We start from the raw sequence: 15,619 nt of genomic DNA, 5'->3' as shown, positions 1-15,619 counted from the left end.
CTCAGCGTTTGCGGGCGACGCCGATCAGCGGCGCGCGTATCGCGCATAGGCAAGGTCGGTTGCATCGATGTCGGGCGTTTTGCCGCTGACGAGATCGCTGATCACCCGCGCCGAGCCGCAGCTCATCGTCCAGCCCAGCGTTCCGTGCCCGGTATTGAGGTAGAGACCACTGATCTTGGTTGCTCCGATCACCGGCGTTCCATCGGGTGTCATCGGACGAAGGCCCGACCAGAACGACGCCTTGGTGATATCTCCGCCGGGGAAAAGGTCGGTCACGGAATGTTCGAGCGTGCGCCTGCGCGGCGCACCGAGATCGTTCGTATAGCCGGAAATTTCGGCCATGCCGCCCACCCGGATGCGGTCGCCCAGCCGCGTGATGGCGATCTTGTAGGTCTCATCCATGATCGTTGATTCCGGCGCGCGGCTGGCATCCTTGATCGGGATGGTCAGCGAATATCCCTTGACCGGATAGACCGGCAGATCGATGCCGTGGTCTTTCACGACCAGCGGCGAATAGCTGCCGAGCGCGACCACGACCGCATCGCTTCGAAGCGTTTCGCGGTCCGTCACGACACCCCTGACTTTGCCACCTTCGACATCCAGCCGTTTAATGGTCGTACCATAAGCAAACCGGACGCCGAGCGCTTCGGCCTTGGCGGCGAGAAGATTGGTGAACTTGAAGCAGTCGCCGGTCTCGTCCTTGGGTGTCAGAAGTCCGCCGACGATCTTTTCGCGCACATGGGCGAGCGCCGGTTCTACCCGGATACAGCCTTCGGGATCGAGCACTTCATAGGGAATGCCATCGGCCGCGAGCGCCTTGACGTCCTTTGCGGAGGCGTCGAGCTGCTGCTGCGTGCGAAACAGCTGCAGCGTTCCCTGCATGCGCGCGTCGTAATCGATCCCGGTTTCATCCCGGACATCTGCAAGGCAGATCCGGCTGTAATCGGAAAGTCGCAGCATCCGGCTTTTGTTGATCGCGTAGCGCTCCGAGGTGCAGTTCGACAGCATCTTGAACATCCACGACAGCATGGCGCGATCAAGCTTCGGGCGCAGGATCAGCGGCGCGTGCTCCATGAAGATCCATTTGAGCGCCTTCCGGGGTATGCCCGGCGCTGCCCATGGAGAGCAGTAACCGAACGAGACTTCGCCGGCATTGGCGAAACTTGTTTCGAGCGCAGGGCCTGTCTGGCGATCAACAACGACGACCTCGTGGCCGGCCTTGGCCAGTTGATAGGCGGTGGTCGTGCCGATGACGCCGGCGCCGAGTACGATGACTTTCATGGCATTCCCCTAGACGTCTTGCAGCTGAACTTGGCGGTATAGTCTTTGGTAACGGTCCCCGAGGCTCGTGAGTATCTCATAGGATATCGTTCCGGCGGCCTCGGCAATCTCTTCCAGCGTCTGGTGTTCCCCGACCACCTCGACGAGACTGCCGAGTGTCAAAGTATCCTTTGGCAGCGCGCTGACATCGATGATGATGCTGTCCATGGAAACCCGCCCGACGATCGGCAGTCGTACGCCAGCGTGATACACCGCACCCGTGCCGCTGAGGGCACGGGGCAGGCCGTCCGCATAACCGGCTGCGATCGTTGCCAGATGCATCTCTCGGTCAGCAATACGCGATCCGCCATAGCCGATCCGGGTTCCGGTCGGCACGGTACGTGTCTGCACCACGGCTACATCGAGTCTGACGACCGGCTCCATCGGGTTTGGAGCTCCGACGGTCGGGTTGCCGCCGTAAAGCGCAATGCCGGGCCGCGCCAGCGTGTGGTGGAAATCGCCACCCAGGAAGATGCCACCGGAATTGGAGAGGCAAACCGGAACTCCCGGAAACAGACCAGAAAGTCTTTCAAATTCCGCCAGCTGCTCGCCGTTCATAAGGTGTCCGCCTTCGTCGGCGCATGCGAGATGGCTCATGACGAACTGGAATTCCAAGCCGGCATGCTCGTTCATTTCCCGGGACAGGATGCTGCATTCTTCCGGCGACAAACCGAGACGGGACATGCCGCTGTCGACCTGCAGAGCTGCGGGCAGCGACCGGCCAGACTGCCGCGCGAGCTCAGACCAGCGGCGCAACTGAGGCAAAGAGTTCAGGACCGGGATGATGCCATCAGCAGCACAACGCTCCTCATTGCCCGGCTGCAACCCGTTCAAGACATAGAGACGTGCATCGGCAGGGAGAGTATCCTTGAGCCGGATGGCCTCGACGAACTGGGCCACGAAAAAGTCCCGGCATCCGGCATCGCCGAGCGTTCTCGATACGACCGTTGCACCAAGTCCATAGGCATCAGCCTTCACGACCGCTGCGCAGTGTGCCGGTCGAAGCATGTCGGCGAGCGTCTCGTAGTTGCGCCGGAGGGCACCCAGATCGATTGTCAGGTATCCCGATGCACCCTCGGCAACGAACTGTACTTCGGCGTCACCAAACGAGGACGAAATATCCATGCTGCTGCCCTCCCTGTGAGAGCAGATTATTTGAATATTCGGTGAGTTTGGTGCTATTTGATGACAGGATGTGCGACGAATATCGATATTCTGGTGAATTCTGTCGTGTTTTGAAAGAATATGCATGGAAGCGATAGATGCGATCGACCGTAACCTTCTCCGGCTCCTTCGTCTGAACGGGCGGATCAGCAATGCGGCACTGGCCGCGGAAGTCGGGTTGTCTGCCTCCGCGTGTCTCAGGCGCGTCAAGCTCCTGGAAGAAGCCGGCGTCATCCGCGGGTATACGGCGCTGATCGACAATGGCCAGATCGAGAGCGCCATCGCCGTGATTATCAACATCACGCTGGAGCGGCAGACCGAGGATTATCTCAACCGGTTCGAAGCTGCTGTGAGGAAACATCCGGAAATTCAGGAATGCTTCCTGATGACCGGCGGCTCGGATTATATCCTGCGGGTGGAAGTTGCAAACGCCGGCGCGTTCGAGCGCATCCACAAGGAAATCCTGTCGGCGCTTCCCGGGGTTTTGCGGATCCATTCCAGCTTTTCCATCCGAAACGTGCTTGCCTCACGTTCGAAAAACCGTCGTTAGAAGATCACTCCCGACAGTTCACCTTCGCGAATTAATGCCGGTTTCGAGGTTGCATATTCCCGTTGCAAGCTCGATAAAATTGCAATAACGTGATCATCAGTCACAAGCATTTTACGCATAGCATCCAAAAATTCTGACCTTTGAATTTGGCGTCCTCTTAACTCAGCGGGCGAACGATGATGCATGACGATCAGCAGTACACGCACGAAGACAATTCCAGACAGATCTTCCAAGAGCTGAAATTCCGCTCTTTGACGGTAAAAAACCGCCTTTTCCGATCGAATGTCTCGGGGCAGTTCGACGATTACAACGGTCACGGCGGCTCTGCGCGTCTGAATTGGGAGGAGAAATTCGCCCGCGGCGGGGTCGGTTGTATCATCTCGTCTTTCACGCCGGTTTCCGTGCGTGGGCGAATCCTCGTGCGCTACGCGATGATCGACAATGACGACAAAATTCCGTTCTGGAGGGCGGTCGGCGAACGGGCTCACGCCCACGACTGTCGGTTCTTGATGCAGCTCAGTCATTCGGGCCGCCAGCAGGACATGGGCGGTGCTGAAAACCTCTACAAAAGGGGACTGAGCTCAACGAACAAAAGCGATTACTTTCACGGCCTGCTCGCCGAAGCGATGAGCAGGGAGGATATTCGCACTGTCGTCGAGCAGTTTGCCCAGGGCGCGCGCCGGGCCAAAGAGGCCGGTCTCGACGGTGTCGAGCTGCATGGCGCCAACGGCTATCTCATCACGCAGTTTCTCAGCAGCGGCATCAATGACCGCACCGACGAATATGGCGGCGACTGGGAAGGGCGGGCGCGGTTCGTGCTGGAGATCGTTCGCGCCATTCGCCGCGAGGTCGGTCAGGACTTTCACCTGCAGATGAAGATCAACGGGGTCGATCACAACGACTGGCTCTATCCCTGGATCAAGAAGGGCAATACGCTCGACGAGACGGTCAAGATCTGTACCCTCCTGCTGGATGGCGGCAAGGGTGTCGATGCCTTCCATATTTCCAGCGGGTCGACCTTTCCGCACCCCCGCAACCCGCCGGGTGATCTGCCCCTGAACGACCTGCGACGCTGGTATGACGGCATGCTTTCGCAAGGCACAAGGGCGCGTTTCAACTATTCGATCTTTTCGAATCCGGTGCTGGGGCCTGCATTTGTGGCCTGGTGGCGTTTCCGGCGGGGGAAAGTCATCGAAGGCATCAACCTCGATTATGCCCGCGCTGTCACGGAAGCGGTCCGGGGCATCGATCAAAGCGTCAAGGTTCTCTGTACGGGCGGTTTTCAGCATGCCGATGTGATCGGCGAGGCGATCCGCAGCGGCGCCTGCGATGCCGTCAGCATGGCAAGACCGTTGATTGCCAACAATGATTTGCCGAAGATCCTCAAGACCCAGAATGGCCCGGACAAAGGCCGCGAGTGCACCTATTGCAACAAGTGCCTTCTCAATGATCTGGAGAACCCTCTCGGCTGCTACGAGGTAAAACGGTATCCTGGGGCAACGTTTGAGGCCCGGCATCAGCACATGATCGACGAGGTCATGTCGGTGTTTACGCCGCCGGCCTTTCCGGGAAGCGTTGTGGCGACACCACCTCAGGCGGTGGAGGCGGAGCCATGAGTGATCTCAACGATCCGCTGACCCCGGTCGAGATCGTCCTCGGGCGCAAGCGGAAAATCGTCGTGGTGATCGCAGTGCTTGTGCTCGCAGCGATCGTCTACTGGCTCGTTTTCGTCAACCAGTATGTCGTCGCGTTCCGAAACCAGGAAGATCATTTCCTCTACGGCTCGATTGGCAGCGAGGCATCGACCGGGCCACCCTACTGGGTCTTCAAGGCGCTGCCGGTGATGTATGCCGACAAGCTTGGGCCGGCCGGATGGGGTCATTTCGGCATGCTTTACGAGAAGCCGGGCGACGACCTGCCGATCGGCGTCTCCAGGCGCATCGTGTCCGGAGTCGATCGCGTCTGGCTGAACTGCTCGGTTTGTCATGTCGGAACCTACACGCTTCCGAACCAGACGGAGCGGCATCTGGTCTACGGTGCACCTTCAAACAATTTGCGGCTTCAGGAATTCATTCTCTTCTTCATCGACCTCGGGTCGGATCCCGGGTTTACCGCCGACCGGCTGATCGCCGCGATCAACAGTCCAGAAGTCGGCGGTCATCTCAATGCGTTCGAGCAGGTGGTGTATCGCTATGTGATCTTTCCGCGCCTCCAGGCGGCATTCGCAGATCTCGGCAAACGGCTGACATTCGTTGCGCGGCAGGAGAAATGGGGACCCGGGCGGGTGGATACATTCAACCCCTATAAAAGCCTGCAGTTCAACTTTCCGATGGACGCTGCATCGATCAGTGATGCAGCGCTGAACGGAAGCTCCGATTATCCGTCGATCTGGCAGCAACGGCCGCGGGAGGGAATGAACCTTCACTGGGACGGCAATAACAATTCGGTTGCCGAGCGCAACCTGAGCGCAGCACTCGGCGCAGGTGTGACACCGGTAACGGTGGATCGATCGTCGATCCGCCGCATCGAACAATGGATGTGGGATCTTCCCGCGCCACAGTTTCCGGCAAAGGTAGATGTCGACGCTGCCGAGCGCGGCAGGGAGGTGTTCTCGGATACCTGCGCCGGTTGCCATGGCATGAAGACAGGCGGAACCTATTCCTACAATACCGATCATTTCAAGCGGCTCGGCCAGACGGTCGCACTGGCCGATATCGCGACGGATCGCGGCCGCTGGGCCTCCTACACACCGGATTTTGCGGCCGCACAGAACCAGCTCTATGCGGGCTATCCGTGGCGTTTCAAGCGGTTCCACAAGACCAACGGCTATGCGAACCATCCCCTCGACGGGATCTGGGCCCGCTCGCCCTATCTGCACAATGGGTCCGTACCGACGCTGCGGGATCTGCTCGAACCCTCGTCGCAGCGGCCGGCGCGGTGGTATCGCGGCAGCGAGGTGCTCGACCTGGCACGGGTCGGATATCGATCCGACGATGCGGCACCGGGCGATCAGCTGTTTCTCTATGACACCTCAAAAACCGGCAATTCCAACCGCGGACACGAGGGCAAAGCTTACGGCACGGAGCTTTCCGGGGCCGATAAGGACGCCCTCGTCGAATACATGAAGACGCTATGATCAGGACCCGCTCGCTCAGCACCTGGAAGGCCCGTCACGCCATCGTCGTATGGATCGGCGTGATCCTGAACCTATGTTTCGTGCTGCCTCTGATCTTCTGCCCGGAATGGCTGCTTTCCCTGTTCGGCATCGTCGTTAACCAGGTGATCTGGGCGCAGTTCGCGGGCCTCCTGCTTGGTATTCTCTCCATCTTCTATATTCCCGCGTCGATCGATATCGACCGCTACCGGATCTTTGCCTGGCTGCAGGTCTTTCCATCGCGCACAGCCGGCGTCGTGTTCTTCCTCCTTGCCGTGACGGTGTTCGACCAGCCGATCGGCTATATCACCGGTGTCCTTCTCGATGGTTCGGTGGCGATCCCGACGCTGATCTGCCTCCTCAACATCAGTCGCCTTGAACAGGAACTCGCCGACGGGGGCCGCTCATGAGTGTGCGCAAAACCCGGCTGTTCTGGAAAGGGCTTCTGGCGCTGCTGGTCGTCGTCGTGGCGGGTGCGCTTTCCGTTTATCTTCTTCTTTTCCGCCCGGTTGCCGCCCCTCGTACGGAGGATCTCGCCCGGCTTTTCAATCACGGCTCGATCGGCAATGAAGAGGTTCAGGGCCTGCCCTACTGGATCTGGCGCGTGCTGCCGCAGCTCTTTCCGGAGCATGTGCCGAACCGCAAGGATGGCTACGGTGCCTTCGGCATGTACTGGCGTGCCGGAGACAAGGTGCCGATCGGCTTTTCGGTGACGACACTGGGTGTCATCGATCGCGTCTCGCCCAACTGTGCCTTCTGCCACCAGGGCAGCTACCGGCTTAAACCCGATGAGCCTCGCGTGCTGGTCTCGGCCGGTGCCGGAACGCGCGTTGATCCGCAGGCCTATATCCGCTTCCTGATCAAGGTCGGTGCCGATGCCCGCTTCACCGCGGACCGGGTGATGCGGGAAATCACCACGATCTACGACATGCCGCTTTATGAGAGGTTGCTCTACCGTTTCGTTCTGATCCCGGCAACGCGCAAGGCATTTCAGGATCAGGCGCGGCGGTTCGCTTGGCAGGACACTCGACCCGACTGGGGCCCGGGCCGCATCGATCCTTTCAACCCCGTCAAATTCCAGAACCTCGAGCTCCCGGACGACGGCACGATCGGCAATTCCGACATGATGCCGCTGTGGAACATGAGCGAGCTTGCCCCGACGAACATTCGCAACTTCTCGCTTCATTGGGACGGGTTGCAAACGGATGTGCGCGAAACCGCGGTATCGGGCGCCATCGGCGATGGCATGAGTTCCAAAACCTTTCTGCGGACCCAGGAAAACCTCGACCGGATGATCGCCTTCACCTCGGTGCAGCGGCCGCCGCCTTCGCCGTTCAAGAGTAGTCGTGAGACGGACGATCCCCTTCGGCTTGACGCCTCCGCCGTCGATGCGGGGCAGGGGGTCTACCAGGCGCAGTGTGCCGTCTGCCATGACACGAACGGTGCGCGCTACCGATCTCCGATCCCGATTGTCGAACTCGGAACGGATCGGCATCGCATCGACATGTGGAGCCCCGCGGCGAAGTCCCGATATGCCGATTACGAGACTGGCTACCGGTGGGGGTTCACGCATTTCCAGAAGGCGGAAGGCTACGTGGCCGTCGATATGGCGGGCCTGTGGTTGCGCGGGCCATATCTCCACAATGGCAGCGTTCCGACGCTTGCCGATCTCCTCAAATCTCCGGAACAGAGGCCGAAGCAGTTTTATCGCGGCTCCGATCTCGTGGACATGGTGAACGGGGGTTTCGTCAGCGCCGAGCAACCGGAAACGGGCGGGTTTCTCTATGACACGAGCCTGCCGGGCAACGGCAATGGCGGCCATCTCTGGGGCACGGACCTGCCGCAGGCCGAAAAGGACAATTTGCTCGCCTATCTGAAGACACTTTGAAACCGGGGAGGGGGACGCATGCACGGTTGGACCAAGAAAGCGAAGCGTTTCCTCTTCTGGCTGGTCACGACCGCTGCCGCTTTGGTGGTGATCGTTCTGTTCGTGGCCGGCTTCGTCGTCTGGTCGCTCATCCAGCCGCCATCCGATCAGTTCGGCAAGGCCGAGGACGAGGCCAAGTTTGCGCGGCGCGACGTTTCCAGTCTGCCAGCCGCAACCGAGCCCTATTTCGCCGAGATGGACAAGGGTCTCCTCAAGGGGATTGAGGGAGGGGAGTACCCGCAGGAAATCCGCCAGATTGCAGGCGCGACGGGGCTTGACCCCGAGGCGATCCGACAGGCGGCAATCCGCGGTCAGAATGCCTGGATTGTCTGGACCGGCGGCAATGATCGCTTCTGGGATTTTGCCGCGCGCAACACGATCGGAGCATTTGATCTTCTGAAGACGGTTTCCTCGCATCCGAGCCAGGCCTATGGCCGCGACAATCGCTTTCGGTATCTCGGGCTCGTCAATGAGCCGGGCTTCGATGAGGCGACGGGACCGGACCCGAAACACTTCGGACTGTGGCTCGACCAGCGCCGGACTGACACGCCTCCCGATCCGTTCGGCGGCAATCCGGACGCGGACAGGCGATACCCAGGCGTGGAAGTGGGTGCGCGGGGTAAACCGGTTGAGTTTGAAGCCCGGGAGGTGACCCTGCCGGTCGGCTCCTATTACGGGGAACCGACCGGCGTCATGGGGCTGCGCCTGTTTCCCAACCCGGATTTCGACTTGAAGGCCTCGAAAAAGTGGGACCCCGACCGCTACTATAACGACCCTTCCTACTACAACGACAAGGATCTGGTGCGTCCGTACCGCGTCGGCATGTCCTGCGCGTTCTGCCATGTCGGACCGAACCCGATCACGCCGCCGGCGGATGTGGAAAGGCCGCAGTTTTCGCAGATCACCTCGAACCCGGGAGCGCAGTACTTCTGGGTGGACCGGATCTTCTTCTGGAACACGCAACCGCGCGGCGAGGACGATAAGCCGACCTCCAACGAAGGCAATTTCCTTTTCCAGCTGTTCCACACCAATCCGCCGGGCTCGCTGGATACCTCGCTCGTTTCGAGCGATTACATCAACAACCCTCGCACGATGAATGCGGTCTATGAGACAGTAGCGCGCCTTGGAGTTGCATCCGGTACGGGCTGGGAAAATTTGACCGGCGACGAGCTGGCGAACAAGCAGTTTCAGGATTACTCGCAGACCGCGGCACTGCATGCCTTCTTCAACAAGCGGGACGGCAAGTCTGCTTCGATGCGGGTGCTGAAGGATGGGTCTGACTCCGTCGGCACGCTTGGGGCGCTCAACCGTGTTTACTTGAACATCGGGCTGTTCAGCGAAGAGTGGCTTCTGCACTTCCGCCCCTTCCTGGGTGGCCAGAAGATATCGCCAATCCGCGTTCCGGATGCACAGAAGAACTCCGTCTATTGGCAGGCGACCGAGACGATGACGGCCGACATGGCGATCTTTTTTCTCGTCACCGGTCGCTCCGATCTCCTTAAGGACGCGCCGGGCGGAAAGGAGCTGCTGGCCACGCTGGATCAGCAGCAGGTAGCCCGTGGTCGTGATGTCTTCGCTGAAAACTGCGCGGCGTGCCATTCGAGCAAACAACCCAAGGCTCCGGCCGAATTCGGCGTTGGCGAGGGCATCTGCGAGGGCGGCGGCGCGGGGCCGCAGTACCGTGAATGCTGGGACCGCTACTGGGCCTGGGCACAATCGGCGCAGTTCAAACAATTGATGCGTGCGCAGGCCGAGAAACCGGACTTTCTCGTCGACAACTATCTGTCAAATGAACGAAGGGTGCCGATCGATCTGGTGCGCACCAATGCGTGCAGTGCCATCGCCACCAATGGCCTGGCCGGCGATATCTGGGATAACTTCACCTCGTCGACATACAAAACCCTGCCTGCACCGAAGGAAGTGACGGTGCACCATCCGGTTTCGGGTGCAGCAACGCCGATGCAATCACCTGGTAACGGACGCGGCTATTTGCGACCGCCTTCGCTGATCAGCATCTGGTCGACGGCGCCCTATCTCCTCAACAATTCCGTCGGGCACGAGATCCCCTATTCCTATCCGCGTTATGGCAAGGATACGGAAAGCGGGCCGGTTGGGACGTCCGGTACGCAGGCGAACTCCGGCAACGGAAACTACCCACGATCTCCCAGCGCCTGCCCGGCTGCGGATCCCAAAGACCCCTACATGCCCTGTATCGAAAACCGGCTTTCGGCCTTCGACACGTCGATCCGGCAGATGCTTTCACCGGAAACGCGGCGGATGGACAAAGCGACCGAAGAGGCCGTGCCAGGCTATATCTATCGTACCAGCGCTCCTTCCTGCCTGATCATCCCAAAAGGCTTCGTGCCGGATCAGATCCGCCCCTTTAGCGGCTTGCTCAGCCGCATTGCGCCCTGGGCGTTCAAGGATGATGGATCGATTGCACTCGGGCCCTTCCCGTCGGGATTTCCGGTCAATGCGCTGGTCAATACCAAGCTTTTGCCGGATCATGACGAAGATGCCTGGCCCGTTTACAAGCGGCTGATCACCAATGGTCCCGGCCTGGTTTCGGCCTTCGCAGAGCTGGGCGGGCAATGCTCCGCGCAGGAACTGGCCGACCCGGCGGTGCGGAGCCATTCCGAGACGGTCGTGCGCGAGACCGGCCTGATCGATCGGCTCGTGACCCTCAGCAAGTGCCCCGATTACGTCGTCAATGCGGGACATGCCTTCGGCTCGGATCTGTCGCAGGCGGACAAGGACGCTTTGATTTCATTCCTGAAGCAGCTGTGACATGGCAGGGAGCGAAGCGACCCACGACTACATCGTGATTGGCGCCGGTGCGGGTGGGGCGGTCGTGGCTGCGCGGCTTGTGGAGGCGGGGTGCACCGTTCTGGTGATCGAAGCTGGTGGTGATCCGCTCGCCGAACGGCCTTACAGCGATGCGGTTGCAAATGACGACCCCGATATGCCTCTGGCCGATGCTTATAAAGTGCCGGCGTTCCATGCTTTCGCGTCCGAACATGAGGGTTTGGCGCGTGATTACTATGTCAGGCATTATGAGGATACGGCCGTGCAGAAACGCGACTGGCGGTACTGCGATGAAAAGGGCGGAATTCTCTATCCCCGTGCACAGGGGCTGGGTGGCTGCAGTGCCCATCATGCGATGATCATCGTCAAACCGAATGCCTGCGACTGGAACCATATCCGCGACCTCACAGGCGACGAGAGCTGGCGGGCTGCGCATATGCAGACCTATTTCGAACGGATCGAACGCTGCCGCTACCGCATCTTTTTCTGGCGCTGGCTTTCCTTCCTCACTGGTCTCAATCCGACCGGACACGGCTGGTGGGGCTGGATGCAAACGGAACTGGTTTTTCCGCTGAGACCAATCCGCGACCGCCTGCTGTTGAGCTCGCTTCTGCGCTGTGTGCGCGCGGCAGCTGATGCCTTCGGTCATTCCGGGACGCAATGGGAGACGGCGGAAACCGATCCGAATGCGCACCGGGTCTGGAACCCCTTCGCAAGCGGCATCCGCATCGCGCCCCTTTCCACCCGCAGGCATGTGCGGCATGGGCCGCGCGAACGGTTGCTCGACGTCAAGGCGAGGTATCCCGACAGGCTCGATATCCGGCTGAGAACAGCGGTGGCGCGTATTGCGATTGAGGATAGGCGCGCCGTGGGCGTCCACGCGATCGATGCGAACGGCAACGAACTCTTCGTTGAGGCGCGGCGAGAGGTCATCCTCGCAGCCGGCGCTTTCGCATCGCCGAAGATCCTGATGCTGTCGGGAATTGGCGATGCCGCTCATCTCGCTCGACACGAGATCGCCGTCGTCGAAGATCTGCCGGGCGTTGGCCGCAATCTGCAGGACCGATATGAGATCGGCGTCGTCAGCCGCATGAACAAGCCCTGGGCGACGCTTAAAAACGCAGCCTATTCGATCCATGACGCAGAATACCGCAAGTGGCGGCGCTTTCGTCTTGGCAACTACACAAGCAACGGCCTGTTGTTTTCCATGGCGCTCAAATCGCGCGACAGCCTGAACGAGCCTGATCTCCACTGCTTTTCGCTGCTGGGTGATTTCCGCGGCTACTACAAAGGCTATTCGCAGCGGATCAGAAAGAAAGACTATCTGAGCTGGGTCGTGCTGAAGGCCTATACGGAAAACCGAGCCGGTACGGTGAGGCTGCGATCTTCGGACTGGAGGACAGACCCGGACATCCAGTTCCATTCGTTTGCCGAAGGCAGCGGCGATTACCGTCGCGATCTCGATGCGATGGTAAAGGGCGTCCGTTTCGTGCGCAAAGTGGCCGAAGGGATGGACGACCTCGTTGCCGAAGAGGAAGAGCCCGGCCGCTGGCGCGACAGCGACGAAGCACTGCGCAACTACGTGGCCGAAAACGCATGGGGTCACCACGCCTGCGGGACCTGCGCCATCGGGCCGCGTGACAGCGGCGGCGTGACGGACAGCCGGTTCAAGGTGCATGGCGTCGATGGGTTGCGGATCGTGGATGCGTCGGTCTTTCCCCGCATTCCCGGCTATTTCCTCGCCTGCGCGGTCTACATGATCGCCGAGAAGGCGGCCGACGTTTTGCTTTCGCCACCACAGGGGGAGATGGCGTGATGACGCAGGTTCAAGCACGCGGCCGGTCTCTCGTTCGGCAAGCCTATCCTTGGCTGAACGACAGGGTTGCGGATTTCGTTCGCGGCTGGCGACGTCTGGATGCGTGGGCCAACCGGCCGCTTCCGACGAGGCGACGAGCCTACTGGAAACTGCTCGCCCCGGACCGTTATCCCTGGTACGCGCCGGCGCTGTTTCTGGTGCTGACCGTGATGCTGGCACTTGGCCCCACCATGGAAACCGATTGGCCGAACCTCATTCTGCTGGTGATCGGACTTGTGCTTTTTCTAGGTCTCAACGCTCTTGCCGAGCGTCGCCAAGTCGCCAACAACTATCTGCTGACCGGGCAACTAACATGTCTGGTTGCGATGCTGGCATTGCTGTTGTGGAGTTCTCTGCCCGAGGTCTACGGGGAGATGGTCGCCGCACCCCGACTGCACGTGGGCGTGGCCGTCGTTCTTGCGATGACCGTCGCGCTTGCTGCTGCATTCGGTTTTGCCGCAGCGCTATTCAGGTCGACAGCCGATGGAGGATTGGCCGATGCCCTGCCAGAGGTGGAGCTGTTTCTTCCGAAGGATCGCTACAGTTTCGTGGGGGGCGGGGCGAAAGCTGCCTTCTTTTCCGCCTTGGCAATCGCTCCGGTTCGCTATCCGGTAGAACTCCTTCTGCCCGGGTCGCTGCTGACCCTGTTCGTACCCGACCATCTTCTTGCCCTGACTTTCCTTTTCGTCGGCGGGATCATGTGGATCTTGCTCTTCCTCGGCATTCTCTTCGAGCGGCTGATGGAAATCCTGAAGACGCTGGGCCGGATGTTTTTCATCGGTCCGCAGCGCGTGATTTCCATTCTCGTCATTGCCGTCGCCGGGGCACGGCTCGCGGAAATACATTTCATCACGTACCTCTTCAATGGCGGCAGCACGGGTTATGGCAACCCGGTCCTGATGCTTTACATCCTGCTTTCTTATGCGTGCGCTTGGTATTACGGATTTTGGACCGACCAGTTCGTGGCCCGCAGGCTGATGCGCATGCTCACACTCAAGCCCGACTGGCGCACTGCCATATCGGTCGCTTATCCCTACCACGGTGATCCGACACTCAGCCGCGTCGAAAGCGAAGGTCGCACGATCAGCCTGCATGGCGCCGGCCGCTTGAAGCTGCGGGGTCACTACGAAGACGGGTATGCCGGCGGCGGCACGGCGCTCCAGTTCATGACGCCCGCGGAGCTGATCGGTCAGTTCCGGCGCCAGATCGAGCTTCGCTCCCGCGACATGATAAAGGCAGACGATCTGCTGGCGAGCCTGCGCAATTTCGAGCGGGCGGCGGTGATCTATCCGGTCATCGTCGGAACGTTGGCCTTCGGCCTGATTGTCGGGCCGATTGTCCTGACGTTCTATTACGCGGTGCAACCGCCGGAGCTCACAGTCCATGCCGAGGGTGGGGGCGGTCGCGATGCTCTCGCGTTCATGAAGAACCAGGATTATGAAAATGGCGACTGCTCACCTCTGAAAGCGGGCATGCCTCGCATCGCCATCGCGGCTTCCGGAGGTGGTACACGCGCTGCGATCTATACCGCCTCGTTGCTGAGGGGCTTGGCGGAGGCGGGACATGTCTGCGACGTGGTGATGGCGAGCGGCGTTTCCGGCGGGAGCGCTGCGCTTGCGTATTTTGGCTTGCACGAGGCGGAACTGCGCTCCCGCGGTGGCGTCGGCTTCATGGCTTGGGAGCGCTATTCGCGGGAAATGGCGCATCCTTATATTGAAGATGTCATCAATCGCGCCAGCGACCTGCGGATCACATTCGGTCGCTTTCACTGGAGACGTTTTACATGCGGCGAGCCGGCGGTGCCGGATGGTTCTGTGAGCGGCGTTGCACCAGCCCGCTCCAAACTCGGCCATATCCTGGCGGAATCCTTCGTCTGCCGAATGGGGGCGGGAAAGATGGGCGACGTCTCGTTTGGATTGATGCTGAATTCGTCGATCGTCGGATCCTATCCTGATCCTGGAAATCCGTGCCGCCGAGGCGACGGGTATTCGCTGCCGGAACAGGCCAGCCGGTGCCAGGGGTTGCTGGATGGCGCGGGCGCGGGCGGGCGGCTTGTGCTGACCAACATCGGATCGACCCAGACGATGCAGGCAAATACGTCGCCCGGGATGGAAATCGTCACCATCGACGAACCTGACGTCTCCGTGTCACGGGCCGCAGCATTGAGCGCCAATTTCCCCCCTGTGTTTCCGGATGCCGCCGTGGATATCATGCCGAGCAGCGGCACGGCCAAACGCTATTGGGTGACGGACGGCGGGACGGTCGAGAATCGCGGTACAGTGACCATGTATCGTGCCTTGCGCGATGCGGCGAGACGAGAACCCAAATCTTGCGGGTGCGGCAATTCGCCAAGGTTCGCCCCGCTCCACGTCATCGTCGCGGATGTTTCCGCTCTCGCGGGGCCCTATAGCGAAAGTTTCGGTTTCGACTCTGTGCTTGGAGCCGGTGGACAGCTCGGGCTCGGCATGGAAGCGGAACTGCGCGCCGACCTCAAAACGCTCTACGAAACGACCCACTGCAGCAAGATCTACTTTCATGACATCGTGATACCGCCGGTTTTTTCGAGCAATGGAGGCATCGGAACGCACTGGCTGCTGCCGGGCTCGATGACGTTTCGCGATCCTAACCATTCGGGCGAACAGGTTACGCTCCATGCCGAGGACGTCGAAAAACTCGTGTTGTCTCTGCACAGCAGCCGGGCCTTCAGCTATCAGGACAACGCGGGCGTCAAGAGGGTCTTGGGTTGGGCGCAGGATGGTCCCGGTAACCGGCATCGTGCCAATTGGGTCAGGCTGCTCGACATGTTGAACGGAAAGCTGCCGCCTCAACTCTGACCAGTGGTCT

At 60.3% G+C, this 15,619-nt stretch carries 10 protein-coding genes; 8 read left to right on the top strand and 2 right to left on the bottom strand.

Going from position 1 to position 15,619, the window contains the following annotated elements; genetic code table 11:
• Window positions 1-24: 24 nt before the first annotated feature.
• Window positions 25-1,281 carry a D-amino acid dehydrogenase gene (locus ASF70_RS00500; RefSeq protein WP_062576517.1) on the bottom strand — a complete coding sequence of 419 codons (1,257 nt, stop codon included), beginning with the start codon at window positions 1,279-1,281 and terminating at the stop codon, window positions 25-27.
• A 9-nt stretch (window positions 1,282-1,290) separates the two neighbouring features.
• Window positions 1,291-2,445 carry an alanine racemase gene (gene alr, locus ASF70_RS00495; RefSeq protein ID WP_062576515.1) on the bottom strand — a complete coding sequence of 385 codons (1,155 nt, stop codon included), beginning with the start codon at window positions 2,443-2,445 and terminating at the stop codon, window positions 1,291-1,293.
• Between the two features lie 124 nt (window positions 2,446-2,569).
• Between alr and ASF70_RS00490 the strand changes: the two genes are divergently transcribed.
• From ASF70_RS00490 to ASF70_RS00455, 8 genes are all read left to right on the top strand, one after another.
• Complete coding sequence (locus ASF70_RS00490) at window positions 2,570-3,034, top strand: Lrp/AsnC ligand binding domain-containing protein (protein WP_062576513.1); 465 nt, start codon at window positions 2,570-2,572, stop codon at window positions 3,032-3,034.
• Window positions 3,035-3,210: 176 nt separating this feature from the next.
• Window positions 3,211-4,650 carry an NADH:flavin oxidoreductase gene (locus tag ASF70_RS00485; RefSeq protein WP_348270984.1) on the top strand — a complete coding sequence of 480 codons (1,440 nt, stop codon included), beginning with the start codon at window positions 3,211-3,213 and terminating at the stop codon, window positions 4,648-4,650.
• The gene (locus tag ASF70_RS00480) at window positions 4,647-6,170 is read left to right on the top strand and encodes a c-type cytochrome (protein ID WP_062576510.1); all 1,524 of its coding nucleotides are present in this window, start codon (window positions 4,647-4,649) and stop codon (window positions 6,168-6,170) included. The genes ASF70_RS00485 and ASF70_RS00480 overlap by 4 nt, the downstream gene beginning before the upstream one ends.
• A complete protein-coding gene (locus ASF70_RS00475) occupies window positions 6,167-6,598 on the top strand; it encodes a hypothetical protein (RefSeq protein ID WP_062576508.1) in 432 nt (143 codons plus the stop codon). Before ASF70_RS00480 ends, ASF70_RS00475 begins: the two co-directional genes overlap by 4 nt.
• A complete protein-coding gene (locus tag ASF70_RS00470; protein WP_062576506.1) occupies window positions 6,595-8,076 on the top strand; it encodes a cytochrome c in 1,482 nt (493 codons plus the stop codon). The genes ASF70_RS00475 and ASF70_RS00470 overlap by 4 nt, the downstream gene beginning before the upstream one ends.
• A gap of 18 nt (window positions 8,077-8,094) precedes the next feature.
• Window positions 8,095-10,902 (top strand): c-type cytochrome, encoded by a 2,808-nt coding sequence (locus ASF70_RS00465; RefSeq protein ID WP_062576504.1) that lies wholly within the window; start codon window positions 8,095-8,097, stop codon window positions 10,900-10,902.
• A gap of 1 nt (window position 10,903) precedes the next feature.
• Window positions 10,904-12,736, top strand: coding sequence for a GMC oxidoreductase (locus ASF70_RS00460; protein WP_062576503.1), 1,833 nt, complete (start codon window positions 10,904-10,906; stop codon window positions 12,734-12,736).
• A complete protein-coding gene (locus tag ASF70_RS00455) occupies window positions 12,736-15,609 on the top strand; it encodes a hypothetical protein (protein WP_062576501.1) in 2,874 nt (957 codons plus the stop codon). The genes ASF70_RS00460 and ASF70_RS00455 overlap by 1 nt, the downstream gene beginning before the upstream one ends.
• Window positions 15,610-15,619: the final 10 nt, after the last annotated feature.

Source organism: Rhizobium sp. Leaf321 (assembly GCF_001423215.1).
GTDB classification, from domain to species: domain Bacteria; phylum Pseudomonadota; class Alphaproteobacteria; order Rhizobiales; family Rhizobiaceae; genus Neorhizobium; species Neorhizobium soli.
Note: the sequence above shows the minus strand (reverse complement) of the source record. Positions and strands in the feature narration are given on the sequence as shown.

What these genes read in the sequence shown, in the direction of transcription:
- ASF70_RS00500 (WP_062576517.1), bottom strand. Translation starts at nt 1,281, where the DNA reads ATGAAAGTCATCGTACTCGGCGCCGGCGTCATCGGCACGACCACCGCC.
- alr (WP_062576515.1), bottom strand. Translation starts at nt 2,445, where the DNA reads ATGGATATTTCGTCCTCGTTTGGTGACGCCGAAGTACAGTTCGTTGCC.
- ASF70_RS00490 (WP_062576513.1), top strand. Translation starts at nt 2,570, where the DNA reads ATGGAAGCGATAGATGCGATCGACCGTAACCTTCTCCGGCTCCTTCGT.
- ASF70_RS00485 (WP_348270984.1), top strand. Translation starts at nt 3,211, where the DNA reads ATGATGCATGACGATCAGCAGTACACGCACGAAGACAATTCCAGACAG.
- ASF70_RS00480 (WP_062576510.1), top strand. Translation starts at nt 4,647, where the DNA reads ATGAGTGATCTCAACGATCCGCTGACCCCGGTCGAGATCGTCCTCGGG.
- ASF70_RS00475 (WP_062576508.1), top strand. Translation starts at nt 6,167, where the DNA reads ATGATCAGGACCCGCTCGCTCAGCACCTGGAAGGCCCGTCACGCCATC.
- ASF70_RS00470 (WP_062576506.1), top strand. Translation starts at nt 6,595, where the DNA reads ATGAGTGTGCGCAAAACCCGGCTGTTCTGGAAAGGGCTTCTGGCGCTG.
- ASF70_RS00465 (WP_062576504.1), top strand. Translation starts at nt 8,095, where the DNA reads ATGCACGGTTGGACCAAGAAAGCGAAGCGTTTCCTCTTCTGGCTGGTC.
- ASF70_RS00460 (WP_062576503.1), top strand. Translation starts at nt 10,904, where the DNA reads ATGGCAGGGAGCGAAGCGACCCACGACTACATCGTGATTGGCGCCGGT.
- ASF70_RS00455 (WP_062576501.1), top strand. Translation starts at nt 12,736, where the DNA reads ATGACGCAGGTTCAAGCACGCGGCCGGTCTCTCGTTCGGCAAGCCTAT.